The sequence below is a fragment of the Pseudomonas abietaniphila genome (genome assembly GCF_039697315.1).
In the GTDB taxonomy this organism is placed as follows: domain Bacteria; phylum Pseudomonadota; class Gammaproteobacteria; order Pseudomonadales; family Pseudomonadaceae; genus Aquipseudomonas; species Aquipseudomonas abietaniphila_B.
The window spans coordinates 1,649,963-1,667,841 of the sequence record NZ_CP155619.1; the positions used below are offsets into that span (position 1 = coordinate 1,649,963).

Annotated in this window: 18 protein-coding genes; 13 read left to right on the forward strand and 5 right to left on the reverse strand. The window is 60.6% G+C overall.

Translation table 11 applies throughout. The features are described 5' to 3' along the window. Nucleotides 1-9 precede the first annotated feature (9 nt). Nucleotides 10-2,154 carry an ATP-dependent DNA helicase DinG gene (gene dinG, locus ABDX87_RS07330; RefSeq protein ID WP_346832280.1) on the reverse strand — a complete coding sequence of 715 codons (2,145 nt, stop codon included), beginning with the start codon at nt 2,152-2,154 and terminating at the stop codon, nt 10-12. 128 nt (nt 2,155-2,282) lie between these two features. Here dinG and ABDX87_RS07335 point away from each other — a divergent pair, with 128 nt between their 5' ends. Next, entirely contained in the window at nt 2,283-2,747 is a 465-nt protein-coding gene (locus ABDX87_RS07335; RefSeq protein ID WP_346832281.1) for a DUF2269 family protein, read from the forward strand. Nucleotides 2,748-2,906: 159 nt separating this feature from the next. On the opposite strand, the gene ABDX87_RS07340 is transcribed toward ABDX87_RS07335, so the two are convergent. The 3 genes from ABDX87_RS07340 to ABDX87_RS07350 form a co-directional block, all read right to left on the reverse strand. After that, nucleotides 2,907-3,680, reverse strand: a complete 774-nt coding sequence (locus tag ABDX87_RS07340; RefSeq protein WP_346832282.1) for a collagen-like protein — start codon at nt 3,678-3,680, stop codon at nt 2,907-2,909. Next, nucleotides 3,673-3,948 (reverse strand): DUF1145 domain-containing protein, encoded by a 276-nt coding sequence (locus ABDX87_RS07345; RefSeq protein ID WP_346832283.1) that lies wholly within the window; start codon nt 3,946-3,948, stop codon nt 3,673-3,675. The genes ABDX87_RS07340 and ABDX87_RS07345 overlap by 8 nt, the downstream gene beginning before the upstream one ends. 231 nt (nt 3,949-4,179) lie before the next feature. Beyond that, entirely contained in the window at nt 4,180-4,881 is a 702-nt protein-coding gene (locus ABDX87_RS07350) for an OmpA family protein (protein ID WP_346832284.1), read from the reverse strand. Between the two features lie 244 nt (nt 4,882-5,125). Here ABDX87_RS07350 and ABDX87_RS07355 point away from each other — a divergent pair, with 244 nt between their 5' ends. Beyond that, nucleotides 5,126-5,623, forward strand: coding sequence for a DUF6231 family protein (locus tag ABDX87_RS07355; RefSeq protein ID WP_346832285.1), 498 nt, complete (start codon nt 5,126-5,128; stop codon nt 5,621-5,623). Between the two features lie 10 nt (nt 5,624-5,633). Then, nucleotides 5,634-6,107 (forward strand): YchJ family protein, encoded by a 474-nt coding sequence (locus ABDX87_RS07360; RefSeq protein ID WP_346832286.1) that lies wholly within the window; start codon nt 5,634-5,636, stop codon nt 6,105-6,107. 26 nt (nt 6,108-6,133) lie between these two features. Here the strand turns inward: ABDX87_RS07360 and ABDX87_RS07365 are convergent, their stop codons facing one another. Next, nucleotides 6,134-6,733: a hypothetical protein gene (locus ABDX87_RS07365; protein ID WP_346832287.1), complete on the reverse strand. Its 600-nt coding sequence runs from the start codon at nt 6,731-6,733 to the stop codon at nt 6,134-6,136. A 135-nt stretch (nt 6,734-6,868) separates the two neighbouring features. Between ABDX87_RS07365 and ABDX87_RS07370 the strand changes: the two genes are divergently transcribed. The 10 genes from ABDX87_RS07370 (at nt 6,869) to ABDX87_RS07415 (ending at nt 17,850) form a co-directional block, all read left to right on the forward strand. Further along, a complete protein-coding gene (locus ABDX87_RS07370; RefSeq protein WP_346832288.1) occupies nt 6,869-7,354 on the forward strand; it encodes an LEA type 2 family protein in 486 nt (161 codons plus the stop codon). 4 nt (nt 7,355-7,358) lie between these two features. Beyond that, the gene (locus ABDX87_RS07375; protein WP_110950055.1) at nt 7,359-7,565 is read left to right on the forward strand and encodes an SEC-C metal-binding domain-containing protein; all 207 of its coding nucleotides are present in this window, start codon (nt 7,359-7,361) and stop codon (nt 7,563-7,565) included. Between the two features lie 235 nt (nt 7,566-7,800). Then, nucleotides 7,801-10,284, forward strand: a complete 2,484-nt coding sequence (locus tag ABDX87_RS07380; RefSeq protein ID WP_346832289.1) for a penicillin acylase family protein — start codon at nt 7,801-7,803, stop codon at nt 10,282-10,284. A gap of 227 nt (nt 10,285-10,511) precedes the next feature. Further along, nucleotides 10,512-11,546: a ligase-associated DNA damage response exonuclease gene (locus ABDX87_RS07385; protein WP_346832290.1), complete on the forward strand. Its 1,035-nt coding sequence runs from the start codon at nt 10,512-10,514 to the stop codon at nt 11,544-11,546. Then, nucleotides 11,543-13,261, forward strand: a complete 1,719-nt coding sequence (locus ABDX87_RS07390; RefSeq protein ID WP_346832291.1) for an ATP-dependent DNA ligase — start codon at nt 11,543-11,545, stop codon at nt 13,259-13,261. The genes ABDX87_RS07385 and ABDX87_RS07390 overlap by 4 nt, the downstream gene beginning before the upstream one ends. A gap of 378 nt (nt 13,262-13,639) precedes the next feature. Further along, the gene (locus tag ABDX87_RS07395; RefSeq protein WP_346832292.1) at nt 13,640-14,422 is read left to right on the forward strand and encodes a transporter substrate-binding domain-containing protein; all 783 of its coding nucleotides are present in this window, start codon (nt 13,640-13,642) and stop codon (nt 14,420-14,422) included. An 87-nt stretch (nt 14,423-14,509) separates the two neighbouring features. Next, a complete protein-coding gene (locus ABDX87_RS07400) occupies nt 14,510-15,238 on the forward strand; it encodes an ABC transporter permease (RefSeq protein WP_346832293.1) in 729 nt (242 codons plus the stop codon). After that, a complete protein-coding gene (locus ABDX87_RS07405; protein ID WP_110950061.1) occupies nt 15,235-15,945 on the forward strand; it encodes an ABC transporter permease in 711 nt (236 codons plus the stop codon). The genes ABDX87_RS07400 and ABDX87_RS07405 overlap by 4 nt, the downstream gene beginning before the upstream one ends. 9 nt (nt 15,946-15,954) lie before the next feature. After that, nucleotides 15,955-17,073 (forward strand): succinylglutamate desuccinylase/aspartoacylase family protein, encoded by a 1,119-nt coding sequence (locus ABDX87_RS07410; RefSeq protein WP_346832295.1) that lies wholly within the window; start codon nt 15,955-15,957, stop codon nt 17,071-17,073. 12 nt (nt 17,074-17,085) lie between these two features. Then, complete coding sequence (locus ABDX87_RS07415; RefSeq protein WP_346832296.1) at nt 17,086-17,850, forward strand: ABC transporter ATP-binding protein; 765 nt, start codon at nt 17,086-17,088, stop codon at nt 17,848-17,850. Nucleotides 17,851-17,879: the final 29 nt, after the last annotated feature.

The window sequence follows — 17,879 nt, forward strand, 5'->3', positions numbered from 1 at the left end:
CGACACCCGTCAGGAAATTTCGCGGCGGAAAGGCGGCAGTGCGTTGAGGATCGCTTTGCCGTAGCGCTGGGTGACCACGCGACGGTCGAGCAGCGTGATGATGCCGCGGTCCTGTTCGGTGCGCAGCAGGCGGCCACAGGCCTGAATGAGCCGCAAGGAAGCGTCGGGCACGGCGATTTCCATGAACGGGTTGCCGCCTCGGGCTTCGATCCACTCGGCCAGCGCCGCTTCCACCGGATCGTCAGGCACCGCGAACGGGATCTTGGCAATCACCACGTGCTCGCAATAAGCGCCGGGCAAATCGACCCCTTCAGCGAAGCTGGCCAGACCGAACAACACGCTTTCATCGCCACCGTCGACCCGAGCCTTGTGCTTGTTGAGGGTTTCCTGTTTCGACAGGTTGCCCTGGATGAACACACGCTTGCGCCAGTCACGCTCCAGGCCGTCAAATACTTCCTGCATCTGTTTGCGCGAGGAAAACAGCACCAGCGTGCCTTTTGAGCCTTCGACCAGACCGGGCAGTTCGCGGATGATCGCAGCCGTGTGTTCAGCCGCATTGCGCGGATCGGCCTTCAGGTCCGGAACACGCAACACGCCCGCATCGGCGTGATGGAACGGGCTTGGCACCACTGCCGTAACGGCGTCCTTGGGCAGGCCTGCACGCATACGGAAACGGTCGAACTTGCCCAGCGCCGTCAGCGTTGCCGAGGTGACCAACGCGCCGTACGCCACGTTCCACAGGTTGCGACGCAACATCTCCGCCGCCAGGATCGGGCTGGCGTTGACTTCGATGTCGAACAGCGAGCCGCTTTCGGCAAGGGTCAACCAGCGCGCCATGGGCGGGCTGTTTTCCGGGTCTTCGGCGGTGAACGCGGTCCACAGTTCCCAGTTACCGTGAGCACGGGCCAGCAGGCTGCCGAACAGTGGATACCATTCTTCGGCCTGATGGCTGGCGATGCCGATATTGACCTCGCCATCCATGCCTTCCTTGAGCAGCTCGGTCAGGCGCGTGAACAGATCGTCCAGGCGAGCGAACCCTTTCTTCAGCTCGATGCCCATCTCGCGCATGTGCTCAGGCACCACACCGCCGACGAAGCGATGGCGCGGGCGCTCTCGCCCTTCCATGTCCTCGCCCGCCTTGAAGTCGGCCAGTTGCTCACACGCGGTGAACATGAATTGCTGGTGGGTCTTGATCTCCCGCGCCAGCTCCGGCACCTGCTCGATCAGCTTGCCCAGGTCCCCGGGCAATGGATGCTGAGCGAGCAATTTAGTGAGGTTCTTGGCCGTTTGCTCCAGCCAGTCCGCCGTTGAACGCAGGCGGCTGAAATGCGCGAAGTGGCCGATGGCCTTGTCAGGAAGGTGATGGCCTTCGTCGAACACATAAAGCGTGTCGCGAGGATCCGGCAGAACGGCGCCCCCGCCGAGCGCGAGGTCGGCCAGGACCATGTCATGGTTGGTGACGATGACGTCGACTTTCCCCATGCCTTCGCGCGCCTTGTAGAACGCGCACTGCTGAAAATTCGGACAATGCCGGTTGGTGCACTGGCTGTGATCGGTGGTCAGCCGGGCCCAATCCTGGTCGGCCAGCTCCTGAGGCCAGCTGTCGCGGTCGCCGTCCCATTTGTTGCCGGCGAGCTTCTCGATCATCGTGGTGAACAGCTTCTGGCTGGCCTCGTCGACCTCGATCTTGAAGCCTTCTTCCTCGAAAAGCTGCGCCGTGGCGCTTTGCGCGTTGCCTTCCTGCAGCAGCATGTCGAGTTTGGACAGGCACATGTAACGACCGCGCCCCTTGGCCAGCGCGAACGTAAAGCTCAGCCCGCTGTTGCGCATCAGGTCGGGCAAGTCCTTGTGGACGATCTGTTCCTGCAACGCAACGGTGGCGGTGGCAATTACCAGACGCTTGCCGGCCGCCTTGGCCGTCGGAATCGCGGCGATGGCATAGGCCACTGTCTTGCCGGTCCCCGTGCCCGCCTCCACCGCGACCACCGCCGGGTCGCCCGAACGGCGGCCTTCCTCGTCGGTGTCCACGTCTCCCAGCACTTTGGCGACCTCGGCGATCATCAAACGCTGGCCGTAGCGAGGTTTGAGGCTCTTGGCTTCGAGGAAACGCGAATAGGCGCCCTGAATCTGGGATTTGAGTTCGGTGCTGATCATGGGCTGGGTCGTTGGCTCGGCGTCACGGTGCTGAATGAAAACATAAAAAAACCGCTGGATATATCTCCAGTCTTCGGAGGGCGGCTATCATACCGCGCTAATGCTTTCTGCGCAGAACGGAGTTTCCGATGTCGCCTGTAGCCTTTGTCTACACCTTGCACGTCCTGTCGGCTGTTGTCTGGGTCGGAGGAATGTTTTTCGCGTGGATGATTCTGCGACCGGCGGTCATCTCGGCGCTGGAAGGGCCGTCACGCCTGAAGCTGTGGCTGCAGGTCTTACCGCGCTTTTTTGTGTGGGTCTGGTGCGCGGTGATCCTCTTGCCCGTGACAGGCATCGGGATGATCCACCTCAATTTCAGCGGTTTCCAGACCGCGCCCAGCTACGTGCAGGTCATGATGGGGTTGTACGTGGTGATGGTGGCGCTGTTCCTGCGCGTCTCGACGCTGAACCTTCCGGAACTGCGCAAGGCTGTCGTTGCTGAACAGTGGCCAGAGGGAGCGGCTGCGCTGGGGAAAATCAGACGTCTGGTGGGAATCAATCTGACTGTGGGGATTGTGGTGGTGGCGATTGCGGCAGCACGGCCCGGGTTCTAGGCTGAAACCGGACACTGCAGGAGTGACCTGGCTCACGAGGGACGATGATCAACCGCCAGCGATGCGGCGGATGTAATGGCCCCTTCGTGAGCAAGCTCACTCCCACAGGTGACGCGTCACCGCTATGAAGCGGCGCTCCTACACAAATACGCGTTGCGGTTACAACTTGCGAACGCTCACAGAGCCGGCAGGCCCCGTCGAACCCGGTTGACCTTTCTCGCCGTTCTTGCCTGACTTGGCACCGTCCGCGCGGTAGACGAGGCAGCCTTTCGAGGTGCCGCCCTTCCCGCCGCGGCCACCTTCACCGCCGGCACCGCCCGCGCCACCCTGCACATTGACCTTCACGCGGTCGTCCGGAAACGCCTGAGGCAGCTCAAGCCGAACCAGGGCACCGGGAGCGCCGTCCTTGCCGTTGCCGCCGTTATCACCGTCGAAACCCCGGCTAGCCGAGCCCCAGGTGCATCCCGGGTCCTGACCGTTGCCGCCGTCCAGCCCCACATAACCAGGCGAGCCTGCACCACCGCGCGCGTCGATGAACAGCTCATCGGCGTTCAACTGTTCCAGGCGCAGGTTCAGGTTACGCCCTGGCAACGGCGGCTTTTCAAACGTGCCCGGCGCACCCCGCGCAGTGATCTGCGCGCCGCTGCCGAGGTCCCCTCGTTTGACCTGCAACTTGAACGGCTCGGCACTTGGCACGATGGCAATGCGCGACTCATGGCCCATGACCAGTTGCCCCACTTGCACCTCAGTGAGCCCGGCGGGGATCAGCAATGTTCCGTAATCCGCCACCTCCAGACGCTCCAGTTGCAGCACGCTGGTGTTACTCGGCAAGCGCATCAGCGAATGCGGCTCCACCGAAATCGCCTGCGCCATCGCCCAGGAACTGCTCAGGGCCGACAGCAGGCCCGCCGTCATCAGCAACGCATTACGCATGGTGAACCTCCGCCTGGCGGCGATCGAAAGATTGCAGGTGGAAAATACCGAAAATCAGGATCTGTAAACGATCGCCCCAAGGGTGCGAACGACCCCGCAGGCTACCGTTGAAGAGAAACAGCTCCATGACGTGGGTCAGCAGCAACAGACTGCCCGCCAGTTTGATCAACATCTCGAAGGGAATCGGCAGGACAACGACCTGATTGGCCAGCACCACCGCCCAAAACCCCAACATCAAGACTTTCCCCAAGCCCCAAAACAACTTCATGACACGCCCCTGGTATTTTTTTATTTCTGCGCCGCGAAAAGCTTCGCGCACAGTACGGCGACGAGCGCGACTATGCCAGAGAGAGGGGGTAAAAGTCGTGGGTTTAGGGATTGCACAGATAAGCGTTACCGCCGACGAGGCGCGCTGTGCCTTGATCCGCCTTTGATGCCCGCCAAAAAAAACCCCGACACAATGGCCGGGGCTTTCTCACACACCAAATCGCGAACTCAATCAGCGATTAAGCTTGATCTCCACACGACGGTTCAAAGCACGGCCTTCGGCAGTCTTGTTATCCGCCACTGGACGCGCTTCACCATCACCTTCAACCGACACGAACGCACTGCGAGGAATACCGGCGCTGACCAGGTAATCCGTCACCGAATGCGCACGTTTCTCCGACAGTTTCTGGTTGTAGGCATCGCTGCCCACACTGTCGGTATGACCGCTCACGTGCATCTGCACGTTAGGTGCTTCGGTTTTCAGTTTGGTCGCAACCATATCCAGTTGCTGCTTGTCGCCCGGGGTCAGCGTTGCCTTGTTGAACTCGAAGTGCACGTCACGGATCGTAATGACTTCTTCTTTTGGCAACACCACCGGAGCCACCGCAGGCTCTGGCGCTGGCGTCACGAGTGGGCAACCGGTCGCATCCACCGGCGTACCTTTTGGTGTGTTCGGGCACTTGTCGACGCTGTTCAGCACACCATCGCCATCATCATCGCCATCACCGTGAGCCCAGCAATAAGCGCCCGCCATCACACCGACAGCACCACCCAGCCCCGCCGCGACGGAGGCTGTCTGGAACGCGCCAATCGCTGCACCGGTGAGGACGCCGCCCGCAGCACACAGTGGCCAGTCGGTCTTTTGCAAGCCGGCACAGCCCGTCAATACACTGGTAACCAAAATCAGAGGTAACGCTGTCCGAATCATGCTCATACAGTTCTTCTCCTTTGGTATCGGCTAAAACCGACTGAAATGGAGTAAAGACGCCGTTGGGGCCATTTGCCACCCGGAAACAGGGGGTTTTATGGGTTTTTCAGTGCACGGTCTGGCTTGTTCTTCTAGAAATAGCCTTTTGCCTTCACTCCGTACGCTTTGTCATGGCGACCGATAAAAAAGTTCAAGCACTAGGCCACGATCATTCAGCAGGCTAACCTTGCGAGCTCAATGAGGGATTTCGATGACCGACAGTTTTTCCACCCGCACCCCGCAGCAGGCCCTCGCCGCCCTGCTCGACCGGTACGCGCCCAAACGTCTTCTGCTGATTGGCGCAGACAGTTTTCCTGCCCTGCAGGCTTTTCAGGAAGCGCACCCGGACACCCAGCTGGCCCAGGCCGCGCCAGGCGCACTGCCCGCTGAACTCGCCGGGCAGCGTTTTGATCTGGCGCTGGTGGTCGACTGCCTGGAGCACATGCCCAAACGTGCGGGGCTGGAATTGCTGGGCGGCATTCGCAACCTGAATGCCAGCCGCATTGCCGTGCTGGCCGACATGAAGGCCTGCGGCTGGCAGACCACCGACTTCTACTCGCTGGCCCTGCAGGCCAGTGAACGTTTCGCCCGGGACGAACAGGTGCTGACCCTCTTCACCTACGACCTGCGCGAATACAAACAAGTACCGGACTGGCTGAACGCGAAGTTCTGGGCCAACCCGGAGAATTTTGGCAAGTACTGGTGGTGAGACACGCATCATGAGCAGTGCAATTTGTCCCTGTGGCAGCGGCAATCTTCTGGACGGTTGCTGCGGCCGTTATCACGCAGGTCAGCCCGCTCCTAGCGCTGAAGCCCTGATGCGCTCGCGCTACAGCGCGTATGTGCTGGGCCTGGTGGATTATTTGCTGGACACGACCTTACCGGTGCAGAAGAGCAGTCTGGATCGAGCCTCGATCAGTCAGTGGAGCGCACAAAGCACCTGGCTGGGTCTTGAGGTGGAAAGCGCCGAGCTGTTGGGCGGCAAGCCCGAGCACGCGTTCGTGACATTCACGGCGCGCTGGCACGACGCGACGGGCGAGCACAGTCATCGGGAGCGCTCGGCGTTCGTTCAGAATCAGGGACGCTGGTATTTCATCGACCCGACCGTGCAGCTCAAGGCCGGACGCAACGACGCGTGCCCGTGCGGGAGTGAGCAAAAATTCAAGAAGTGCTGCTCGGCGTACATGGCTTGAGCGTCAAACCCGCGCACGCCGGACGATCACGCCAGCTTTAAATGCGAGATGTCCGGCAGCAGTACATGCTCAACTTCCGTCTTCTGCCCCATGTCGCTGCCCGCCGGCGCTAGGCTCAGACCTGAAAGGTCCAGTCGCGGCGGGACGGGCGGCGCTTTCGGGTCCTGCACGTCATGGCCCAGTGCCGACAACGTGAAATCCGGCGCCTCGACATCGACGAAGGCCGCCATATAGACGTCTCTGGGTTCAAGCCCGGATTTCTGCTCTGGCTTGGCGACGCTGCCTGTGGCCGCCGCTGGCGAAGACGCTTTTCTCGTCCAGGTCGGTTCGTCCGGAGGCGGGGCAAGCTCGACTTCCTCGACCTCCATCTCGGCGGGCGCGGGAACGTCGATCTGGCCCGGCATTTCCACCACATCGGCTTTAGCGCCCGCGCGCTCCAGGGTGGAGCGATATTTTTCTGCCGCCGCCTGATCAAGGTTGTTTTTCAGCACCAGACGCCGTCCGGAGAACAGCAGCGCGATCCGTTGTGCGTCAGCCTGAAACAGCTTGGTCAGATTCGCCTGAACCCGGTCCAGTTGTGCGCCAGGTACCAATTGGCCGGAAAAAACAATTTCGTACATCTTCATGGGTCAATACTCCTTCGACACATGGCATGAGTATGGCGCAGGCTCTAGGGAACAGCGAGCGGCCCACAATCAGTCGGTGCCAAGCTAACGTCAGCGAAGTCCTTGCTAGACTGCAGACCGACAGGGAGTGAACGAATGGTATTTCAGTTACGCGTAATCAAACTGCTCTGCCTCTGTGTGCTGTTAGGGCTGTCCGGCTGTTCGAGCCTGATCACCGGCGGCGCGCAAGACCCGGAAGTCAAGCTGCTCAAGGTCGATGTGGTCAAGGCCAAACTGTTGCGCCAGGACTTCAAGCTGCGCTTTCGCGTCGACAATCCCAACGACTCGAGCGTGCTGGTACGAGGCCTGCGCTACAAGATTCTGCTCAACGACCTGCTGCTCACCGAAGGCGAGCACAGCGACTGGTTCATTGTCGAAGCGCACGGCCATAAAAACTTCTCGGTGCCGGTACGCACCAACCTCTGGGAGCACTTGAAAGACATTTCGAAGATGCTCGGCAAATCCAGTCAGACTATTCATTACCGGCTGGAAGGCAAGCTCAAGACCGGATTTTTGTTTGGACACAGCGTGCGTATTCAGCGCAACGGCGAGATAATCCCTGGCGATTTAATTCCGGAGTAGCTCCATGAACCAGCAAGCCCACGTGCACGGCCCTGATTGCGACCACGATCACGACCACCACGACCATCATCACGACCACGGCCACGTGCATGGCCCGCACTGCAACCACGAACCTCAAGAGCCGGTCCGTAACGCGCTCAAGGACGTGGGTCGCAACGACCCTTGCCCATGCGGCAGCGAGAAGAAATTCAAGAAGTGCCACGGCGCTTGAGTAAAGGCACGATTTAATCTGTGGGAGCGAATTCATTCGCGAAAGATTGGCGCGGCGATGCATTGGGATCGTCTGCACCTGCCTCTCGCGAATGAATTCGCTCCCACAATGTTTTGCGCGGTCGCTCGAAGACTATGAAAAATCCTGAAATAAACTCCCGTCCCCCGCTTGCGTGGCGCCTGCCTGCTCTCTAACGTAGCGCGTTTCCAACGCCTACCCCCGCAGGAGCTCCATCATGGCCTCGCCAGCCCTCTCTTCCCTGAAGACGCGACTCAGTACTGCCGCCGCCATGATGGGCCTGTTGAGCCTCGCCGGCTGCCAGCTCGGCGGTGAAGACCGTGACAACCTGCCGCCCACAAGCGGGGTATACGCGATTAAGGGACTGGCGCAGAACGTGTCGGTGCGCCGCAATAACCTGGGCATGCCGCTGATAGAAAGCAGCACCTTCCACGACGCACTCTTTACGCTGGGGTACGTCCACGCCAGCGACCGTATCTCGCAAATGGTGCAAATGCGCCTGTTGGCGCAGGGCCGCCTGTCGGAAATTGCGGGGCCTGGCGCGCTGGACCTGGATCGCATGATGCGCGCTGCCCAGCTCAAGCAGAACGCGAGTGACCTCTATAACGCTTCATCGCCACGCTTGAAACGCTTCTTCGAGGTGTATGCACGGGGCGTCAACGCCTACCTGTTCCGCTATCGAGACAAGTTGCCGTCCGACCTCGCCGACGCGGGCTACAAGCCCGAATACTGGAAGCCCGAAGACTCGGCGCTGATTTTCAGCCTGCTCAACTTCAGCCTGTCAGTAAATCTGCAGGAAGAAATCTCCTCGCTGGTGCTCGCGCAGAAAGTCAGTGCCGACAAGCTCGCCTGGCTGTTGCCGACCTACCCCGATGAAGCGCTGCCGTTCGCGGAGGCCGACAAACTCAAGGGGCTGAACCTGGGCAGTCAGATGCCGGGGTTGAGAGATCTGGACAAGGCCGCGCTGCAACTCTCCGACCTCAACCTGCTGGGCGTTTCGGCCTCCAACAACTGGGTGATTTCACCGCAACGCGCCCGCGCGGGCAAAAGCCTGCTGGCCACTGACAGTCAACTGCCCGCCACCTTGCCGTCCATGTGGAATTTCGTGCAGATCCGCGCGCCGAAATACCAGGCTGCCGGTGCAACCGTCGCAGGTCTGCCGCTGGTGCTGTCCGGTTTCAACGGCAAGCTGGCCTGGGGCATGGGCCCGGCGATGGGCGATAACCAGGACCTTTTCCTGGAAAAGCTCAAGCGCGAAAACAATCGCCTGATGGTCATGGCCGATGGCAAGTGGGTCGCGGCCGGCGCCCACGAAGAAACGTATTTCGTCAAAGGTCAGTCTCCGGTGCGCGAGCCTGCCTATGAAACCCGTCACGGGCCCTTGCTCAATGCCAGTGCTGCGCAACTCGCCAGCGGTCTGGGTATCGCCCTGCAAACGCCAGACGCCAAGGACGACAAGACCCTGGATGCGCTGTTCGACCTGACCCGGGCGCAGAACGTTGAACGGGCCTTTGACACCACGCGGGAAATCCGCGCCATTACCCTGAACATCGTCTTTGCCGACGCCTCGAACACCGGCTGGCAGGTGACGGGACGTTACCCGAACCGCCGCGAAGGCCTGGGCCTGATCCCGTCGCCGGGCTGGGAGAGCCGTTTCGACTGGGACGGTTACGCCGACGCCATGCTGCACCCGTACGATCAGGACCCGCAGCAGGGCTGGATCGCCACCGCCAACCAGCGCACCGTGCCGAAGGGCTACGGGATGCAGTTGTCCAATTCGTGGGACTACCCGGAACGCGCCGAGCGGATCGCCGAACTGGCCAATACCGGCAAGCAGGACACTCGCAGCACGATCAGCATGCAATACGACCAGACCACGACGTTTGCGGCGAAGCTCAAGAAGATGTTCGAAGCGCCAGGGATGTCCAAACCGCTGAAGCAAGCGATCGATGCACTCCCGCCGGCGGACAGGGACAAGGCGCGCGAGGCATTGAGCCGTCTGATGGCATTCGACGGCCGGTTGTCGCCGGTCTCGGCGGACGCCGCGATCTATGAGCTGTTCCTGCAGGAAAGCACCAGGCAGATATTCCTCGACGAGCTGGGGCCGGAAAACAGCCCGGCGTGGAAAGCGCTGGTCCAGACCGCTGACCTTTCCTACTCGCCACAGGCCGACCACCTGCTGGGGCGCGAGGACAGCCCGTATTGGGATGATGTCAAAACCCCGCAAAAAGAAGACAAGCCCGCGATTCTGGCGCGCAGTCTGGCCGCTGCGATCAGCGCGGGCGAAAGTCAGTTGGGCGCTGATCACAAGGCGTGGCAATGGGGCAAATTGCATCAGTACACGTGGACGTCGCAAAGCGCTCAGTTGAAGGCAGCGATCGGTGGCAGCAAAGCCGGCGTGATCAAAGGCCCGATGGCCGCTGGCGGCGATCACACGACGTTGAATGCGTCGGGCTTCCACTGGGGCCAGGACTTCAACGCGGCGGTGATTCCGGCGATGCGCATGATCGTCGACTTCGCGCAACAGGAGCCGATGATGGCGCAAAACGCTGCGGGGCAGTCGGGTAACCCGGCGAGCCCGCACTTTACCGACGGGATCGATCCTTGGGTGAAGGGGCAGTACATGTCGGTGCCAATGCAGCCGGAGAACTTTGAGAAGGTGTACGGGAAGCAGCGGTTGACGTTGACGCCAGGTAAATAGCGCTTTTGCGGTGATGGTTGGGTGTCGGCGCTGGGCTTTGGGTCTAGCCCGTTATTTGTGTCGGCGCTTTATATGTGTTCTGGCGTTAGCCAGAGCCCAAAAAAACCGCGTCACTCGAGATAAGGGATATACACACGTGATCGCGCACCACAAGCAGCCCAACAAAAACCCCGAACTTCCATCCGTCCAACCGCTCTACCTGACAAGCCCCTTAATCCGGTCATCCCATGGACCTCGTCATCGCCCGTCCCGAAGGCCTTTACTGTCCGCCCGGCGATTTTTACATCGATCCGTGGCGCCCGGTCGAACGATCGGTCATCACCCATGGCCATGGCGACCACGCGCGCACCGGCAATGAGCATTACCTCGCAGCGGCCGCCGGTGAAGGCATTCTGCGTGCCCGACTGGGCCAGGACATCCACCTGCAGACCCTCGAATACGGCGAATCCATCACCCACCACGGCGTGAAGCTCAGCCTTCACCCCGCAGGCCACGTGCTCGGCTCGGCGCAGGTTCGTCTGGAATACCAAGGCGAAGTCTGGGTCGCGTCCGGGGACTACAAAGTCGAACCTGACGGCACCTGCGCGCCTTTCGAACCTGTGCGTTGCCATACCTTCATCACCGAATCCACGTTCGGCCTGCCGATCTACCGCTGGCAACCCCAGTCGGAAATCTTCACCGGCATCAACGACTGGTGGCGCGCCAACGCGGCCGTGGGCAAGGCCAGCGTGTTATTCGCCTATTCGTTCGGCAAAGCACAACGCATCCTTCACGGCATCGACCCGAGCATCGGGCCGATCCTGGTTCACGGCGCCGTCGAACCGCTTAACCGGGTCTATCGCGAAGCCGGGGTACTGATCCCCGAGACCCACTACGCAGGCGATTTCAAAAAAACCGACCCGGCCTTGCGTCAGGCCCTTATCGTTGCCCCGCCGTCCGCTGGCGGCAGTACCTGGATGCGTCGTTTCGGCGACTTCAGCGACGCCTTCGCCAGCGGCTGGATGATGCTGCGCGGCACGCGACGGCGCCGTGGGGTGGATCGCGGTTTTGCGCTGTCTGACCACGCCGATTGGCCGGGCTTGTTGTGGGCCATTGAAAACACCGGAGCGGAACGGGTGATGGTGACCCACGGTTCAGTCGCGGTCCTGGTGCGTTACCTCCGTGAAAAAGGTCTGGACGCGCAAGGCTTCACCACTGAATACGGCGACGAGGAAGACGACGCGCCGGCCAAGCCTGATGCCGTGGAAGAGGCCGCCTCATGAAGGCCTTCGCCGAGCTTTATGCCCTGCTGGATGCCACGACGTCGAGCAACGCCAAGCTTGCCGCCATGCAGCATTATTTCGCCCACGCGGCGCCGGAAGACGCGGCCTGGGCGGTGTATTTCCTGTCCGGCGGGCGTCCGAGGCAACTGGTGCCGACGCGTTTGCTCCGTGAGCAGGCGATGGTGCTGTCCGGGCTGCCCGAGTGGTTGTTCGAAGAAAGCTACCAGGCGGTGGGCGATCTGGCGGAAACCCTGTCGTTGCTGCTCCCTCAAGCCGAACACAGCTCTGACGAAGGCCTGGCCAGCTGGATGGAAAATAACCTGCTGCCCTTGCGCGGCCTGCCACCCGAAGAACTGCTCCAGCGTCTACCGACCTTTTGGGCACAACTGGATCGCCAGAGTCTGATGGTCTGCCTGAAATTGATCACGGGCAGTTTCCGGGTCGGTGTTTCAAAACTATTGGTCACCCGCGCACTGGCAGCCCTGGCGGACATCGACAGCAAGCGCGTGGCACAGCGGCTGGTCGGCTACACCGATCTGTCCCATCGCCCAAGCGCCGAAGGTTATCTCAAGCTGATCGCCGAAGAGTCCGAGGACGAGCACGCGCAACGGGGCGGTCAGCCCTACCCGTTCTTTCTCGCCCACGCCCTGCAACAACCGGTCGATCAGTTCGAAACACTGCTGGGCCCGGCCGAGAACTGGCAGGTGGAATGGAAGTGGGACGGCATTCGCGCGCAGGTGGTCAAGCGTGAGGGCCGACTGTGGATCTGGTCACGAGGTGAGGAGCTGGTAACCGACCGTTTCCCGGAGCTGCATGCGCTCGTTCAGTGCCTGCCCGACGGGACCGTGATCGACGGCGAGATTGTGGTCTGGAAGACGCCCTCTGATCAGGAGGGCATCAGCCCGGACGAGTTCGCGCTCAGTACACCTGCACCACAGGCAACCCAAGAATCAACGCCTTCCGTACAGCCCTTTGCGCTTTTACAGCAACGCATCGGTCGCAAAACCCTTGGCAAGAAAATCCTCGAAGACGTGCCCGTGGTCGTCCTTGCCTACGACCTGCTGGAATGGCAAGGCCACGACTGGCGCAGCAACCCCCAGCATCAGCGGCGCGCACAACTGGAGCAGGTGATCGCCGACGCGCAGAGCCCTGTGCTGATGCCCTCTCCGGTCTTGAGCGGCAAAGACTGGCTCGACCTCGGCAAACAACGCGAAGCCTCCCGCAGTCTCGGGGTCGAGGGCATGATGCTCAAGGCACGCGATTCGCTGTACGGGGTCGGCCGCACGAAAGACATGGGTGTTTGGTGGAAGTGGAAAGTGGACCCGTTCAGCGTCGACGCCGTGCTGATTTATGCCCAGCGCGGGCATGGCCGTCGCGCCAGCCTCTACAGCGACTACACCTTTGCGGTCTGGGATGGCCCGCCGCAGTCCAGCGAACGCACTCTCGTACCGTTCGCCAAAGCGTATTCGGGCCTGACCGATGAAGAAATGCGCAAAGTCGATGCAATCGTCCGCAAGACCACGGTCGAAAAATTCGGCCCGGTGCGAAGTGTTACCCCTACGCTCGTTTTCGAACTGGGATTTGAAGGCATTGCCCTGTCAAAACGCCACAAAAGCGGGATCGCGGTGAGGTTTCCCAGAATGCTCAGATGGCGGCAGGACAAGCCCGTGGCCGAGGCCGACAGCCTGGGGACGCTGCAGGACTTGCTGTCCTGAGCACCGTTTTGGGGCGCTGTCGAAACAGCCGCCCACAAAAAATGCCCCGAGTAGGAGCGCGCTTCGGCGTGACGGTTCGGGGTGGAGGCTGAAAAACGTTTCGAATCTTCCTACGCTTACGAAAATCTGAGGGTGGATGAACGTCCACACGCAATTTTTACGCGCACTTGTGGGCCGATCCAGCTACTCTCCCCCTGCCTCCGGCGCACTGAAAAAAGACAAGAGATGGCTCAAAGTCATCATTGCGACAACTCCGTACATTTAAAACGCACGTTCGTCTCTTTGGTTCGGAAATTGCTATCTTTTTGCGGTCTGGCACCTGCCGGTAGCAAGCCTTCGCGTGTTCCCAACGCTCAATTTGGTTTTAAGGACTGAACGATGAAAAAAGCATGGCTGACCCTTTCCGCACTCGCCATCTGTCTGGCCGCTGGCAACGCAATGGCCAAGGAATACAAGGAGCTGCGTTTCGGCGTCGATCCTTCGTACGCTCCATTCGAATCGAAAGCCGCTGACGGCAGCCTGGTCGGCTTCGATATCGATCTGGGCAACGCGATCTGTGCTGAACTGAAGGTCAAGTGCAAGTGGGTCGAAAGCGATTTCGACGGCATGATCCCTGGCCTGAAAGCCAACAAGTTCGACGGCGTGATCTCTTCCATGACCGTGACCCCGGCTCGCGAGAAAGTCATCGACTTCTCCAGCGAACTGTTCTCCGGCCCGACTTCGCTGGTTTACAAGAAAGGTTCCGGCCTGAGCGCTGACGTTGCTTCGCTCAAAGGCAAGACCGTTGGCTATGAGCAAGGCACCATCCAGGAAGCCTACGCCAAGGCGATTCTGGACAAGGCTGGCGTGAAAACCCAGGCCTACGCCAACCAGGATCAGGTTTACGCCGACCTGGTGTCCGGTCGTCTGGACGCTTCCGTACAAGACATGCTGCAAGCCGAACTGGGTTTCCTGAAGTCGCCACAGGGTGCTGGCTACGAAGTCAGCAAGCCAATCGACGACCCACTGCTGCCAGCCAAAACTGCAGTCGGCATCTCGAAAGGTAACAAAGAGCTGAAAGCGCTTTTGGACAAAGGTATCAAAGCGTTACACGATGACGGCAAATACGCCGAGATCCAGAAGAAGCACTTCGGCGATCTGAATCTGTACAGCGGTAAATAAGTAAACTAACGCCCGTCGCGTTCAGAGGTTCATCCGAATCCCCCCTCTGAACACGGTGGGCGTTTTTATTGACTGTATAGGTTCCACATGTTCGAAACTCTCCTGCAAAACCTGGGACTGTCCGCGTTCAGCCTCAAGGGCTTCGGCCCGTTGCTGCTTCAGGGCACCTGGATGACCGTCAAATTATCGGTAATGTCGCTGCTGCTGGCCATCGTGCTTGGCCTGCTGGGCGCCAGTGCCAAACTGTCCAAAGCCGCGGTCCTGCGTATCCCGGCACAGGTCTACACCACGCTGATTCGTGGCGTACCGGACCTGGTGCTGATGCTGCTGATTTTCTACAGCCTGCAGACCTGGCTCACCAGCTTCACCGAAGCGATGGAATGGGACTACATCGAAATCGATCCCTTCGCCGCTGGTGTCATTACGCTGGGCTTCATCTACGGCGCGTACTTCACCGAAACCTTCCGCGGCGCGATCCTCGCGGTGCCGCGTGGACAGGTCGAAGCCGCCACCGCCTATGGCTTGAGCCGTGCTCAACGCTTCCGCTTCGTGGTGTTCCCGCAGATGATGCGCTTTGCCCTTCCCGGCATCGGCAACAACTGGCAAGTGGTGCTCAAAGCCACGGCACTGGTGTCGATCATCGGCCTGGCCGATCTGGTCAAAGCGTCTCAAGATGCAGGCAAAAGCACCTACCAACTGTTCTATTTCCTGGTGCTCGCCGCGTTGATCTATCTGGTCATTACCAGCGTCTCCAACTTTGCCCTGCGCTGGGCTGAACGGCGTTACGCCGCAGGCAGCCGGGAGGCTCAACGATGATCGAATTGCTTCAAGAATACTGGCGCGCCTTCCTTTATACGGACGGGCAGAACATCACGGGCCTGGCCATGACGCTGTGGCTGCTCAGCGCGTCCATCGCCATCGGTTTCATCGTCTCGATTCCGCTGTCCATCGCCCGCGTCTCGCGCAACCCGCTGGTTCGCTGGCCGGTGCAGTTCTACACCTACCTGTTCCGTGGCACGCCGCTCTATATCCAGTTGCTGATCTGCTACACCGGCATCTACAGCATCGCCGCCGTGCGTGAACAACCCATGCTGGGCGCGTTCTTCCGTGACGCGATGAACTGCACCATTCTGGCGTTCGCCCTCAACACCTGCGCGTACACCACCGAGATCTTCGCCGGTGCGATTCGCAGCATGAACCATGGCGAAGTCGAAGCGGCGAAGGCATATGGCCTGACCGGCTGGCGCCTCTACACCTACGTGATCATGCCGTCCGCCCTGCGTCGGTCGCTGCCTTACTACAGCAACGAAGTGATCCTGATGCTGCACTCGACCACCGTGGCCTTCACCGCCACCGTGCCGGACATCCTCAAGGTTGCACGCGATGCGAACTCGGCCACCTTTCTGACGTTCCAGTCGTTCGGCATCGCCGCGCTGATCTACCTCACGGTCACCTTTATATTGGTGGGCCTGTTCCGCCTGGCCGAACGCCGCTGGCTGGCCTTCCTCGGCCCGTCTCACTAGGACCTGCCCATGCGACACCAGACTCATGATTTGCTGGCGCCGGTGCCAGGCACCGCGCGGCAGATCCACAGCTTTCACTACGGTCCGGAAAACGGCGCCTGCAAAATCTACATTCAGTCCTCCCTGCACGCCGATGAACTCCCCGGCATGCTGGTCAGCTGGTACCTGAAACAGCGCCTGGCCGAGCTTGAGAAAGCAGGTCAATTGCTGGGCGAAATCATCGTCGTTCCGGTGGCCAACCCGATCGGCCTGGAACAGGTGCTGATGGACATCCCACTGGGCCGCTACGAGCTGGAAAGCGGACAGAACTTCAACCGCCGGTTCGTCGATCTCAGCCAGCAAGTGGGCGATGAAGTCGAGCCGCTGCTGACCGACGACGCGCAGCACAATGTCACGCTGATTCGCAAAAGCCTGCGTGCCGCGCTGGATAGCTGCGTCGGCACCACTCAACTGGAATCGCAACGCCTGACTTTGCAACGTCTGGCCTGCGAGGCCGACATGGTGCTCGACCTGCACTGCGATTTCGAATCCGTGGAACACCTGTACACCACGCCGGAAGCCTGGTCGCAGGTCGAGCCACTGTCGCGCTACCTCGGCGCTCAAGCCAGCCTGCTGGCAACGGACTCCGGTGGCCAGTCGTTCGACGAATGCTTCACGCTGGTGTGGTGGCAACTGCAACAGCGCTTCGAAAAACGCTTCCCGATTCCACTGGGCAGCTTTTCGGTGACGCTGGAATTACGCGGTCAGGGCGATGTGTGTCACGCCCTCGGCAGTCGCGATTGCCAGGCGATCATCAGCTACCTGATGCAGTACGGCGCGATTGCTGGCGAGCCTGCCGCGCAACCCGAATTGTTATACCCGGCGACGCCACTGGCGGCGGTCGAACCGGTTGCCACGCCTGTCGGCGGCCTGCTGGTGTTCTGCACACTGCCAGGCGAATACGTCGAGGCCGGGCAACTGATCGCTGAGGTCATCGACCCGATCAGCGACGCGGTGACCCCGATCCACGCGGCCAACGCCGGCCTTATGTACGCCCGCTCTTTGCGACGCATGGCAACTGCCGGCATGGTCATCGCCCATGTTGCCGGCACCGAAGCCTACCGCAGCGGCTACTTACTTTCTCCTTAAGGATTGCCAGTCATGTACAAACTGACCATCGATGGCCTGCACAAAAGCTACGGTGAACACGAGGTGCTCAAAGGCGTCTCGCTCAAGGCCAACGTCGGTGACGTGATCTGCCTGATCGGCGCCAGCGGTTCGGGCAAGAGCACTTTCCTGCGTTGCATCAACTTCCTCGAACAACCCAATGACGGTGCCATGAGCCTGGATGGCCAGCAGATCCGCATGGTCAGCGATGCAACCGGCATGCGCGTCGCCGATCCGGCTGAGCTGCAGCGCATCCGTACACGCCTGGCCATGGTGTTCCAGCACTTCAACCTGTGGAGCCACATGACGGTGCTGGAAAACATCACCATGGCGCCGCGCCGCGTGCTGGGTGTCTCCAAGGCCGAAGCCGAAGACCGCGCACGCAAGTACCTGGAGAAGGTCGGTCTGCCAGCGCGCGTTGCCGATCAATACCCGGCATTCCTGTCGGGCGGTCAGCAGCAGCGCGTGGCGATCGCCCGTGCATTGGCGATGGAACCGGAAATCATGCTCTTCGACGAACCGACCTCGGCACTCGACCCGGAGCTGGTGGGTGAAGTGCTGAAAGTGATTCAAGGCCTTGCCGAAGAAGGCCGCACCATGATTCTGGTGACCCACGAGATGGGCTTCGCCCGCAAGGTCGCCAACCAGGTGGTGTTCCTGCACCAAGGGCAGATCGAAGAGATCGGCCATCCTGACGACGTGCTGGGCAACCCGAAAAGCGAGCGGTTGCAGCAGTTCTTGAGTGGCAATTTGAAATAATCCGGTTCGCGATTGGATGCTGACTAACG

Coding starts and splice junctions, on each gene's coding strand:
- ABDX87_RS07340 (WP_346832282.1), bottom strand. CDS start 3,680: ATGCGTAATGCGTTGCTGATGACGGCGGGCCTGCTGTCGGCCCTGAGC.
- ABDX87_RS07385 (WP_346832290.1), top strand. CDS start 10,512: ATGGACCTCGTCATCGCCCGTCCCGAAGGCCTTTACTGTCCGCCCGGC.
- ABDX87_RS07400 (WP_346832293.1), top strand. CDS start 14,510: ATGTTCGAAACTCTCCTGCAAAACCTGGGACTGTCCGCGTTCAGCCTC.
- ABDX87_RS07370 (WP_346832288.1), top strand. CDS start 6,869: ATGGTATTTCAGTTACGCGTAATCAAACTGCTCTGCCTCTGTGTGCTG.
- ABDX87_RS07405 (WP_110950061.1), top strand. CDS start 15,235: ATGATCGAATTGCTTCAAGAATACTGGCGCGCCTTCCTTTATACGGAC.
- ABDX87_RS07410 (WP_346832295.1), top strand. CDS start 15,955: ATGCGACACCAGACTCATGATTTGCTGGCGCCGGTGCCAGGCACCGCG.
- ABDX87_RS07345 (WP_346832283.1), bottom strand. CDS start 3,948: ATGAAGTTGTTTTGGGGCTTGGGGAAAGTCTTGATGTTGGGGTTTTGG.
- ABDX87_RS07375 (WP_110950055.1), top strand. CDS start 7,359: ATGAACCAGCAAGCCCACGTGCACGGCCCTGATTGCGACCACGATCAC.
- dinG (WP_346832280.1), bottom strand. CDS start 2,154: ATGATCAGCACCGAACTCAAATCCCAGATTCAGGGCGCCTATTCGCGT.
- ABDX87_RS07380 (WP_346832289.1), top strand. CDS start 7,801: ATGGCCTCGCCAGCCCTCTCTTCCCTGAAGACGCGACTCAGTACTGCC.
- ABDX87_RS07395 (WP_346832292.1), top strand. CDS start 13,640: ATGAAAAAAGCATGGCTGACCCTTTCCGCACTCGCCATCTGTCTGGCC.
- ABDX87_RS07355 (WP_346832285.1), top strand. CDS start 5,126: ATGACCGACAGTTTTTCCACCCGCACCCCGCAGCAGGCCCTCGCCGCC.
- ABDX87_RS07350 (WP_346832284.1), bottom strand. CDS start 4,881: ATGAGCATGATTCGGACAGCGTTACCTCTGATTTTGGTTACCAGTGTA.
- ABDX87_RS07365 (WP_346832287.1), bottom strand. CDS start 6,733: ATGAAGATGTACGAAATTGTTTTTTCCGGCCAATTGGTACCTGGCGCA.
- ABDX87_RS07360 (WP_346832286.1), top strand. CDS start 5,634: ATGAGCAGTGCAATTTGTCCCTGTGGCAGCGGCAATCTTCTGGACGGT.
- ABDX87_RS07390 (WP_346832291.1), top strand. CDS start 11,543: ATGAAGGCCTTCGCCGAGCTTTATGCCCTGCTGGATGCCACGACGTCG.
- ABDX87_RS07415 (WP_346832296.1), top strand. CDS start 17,086: ATGTACAAACTGACCATCGATGGCCTGCACAAAAGCTACGGTGAACAC.
- ABDX87_RS07335 (WP_346832281.1), top strand. CDS start 2,283: ATGTCGCCTGTAGCCTTTGTCTACACCTTGCACGTCCTGTCGGCTGTT.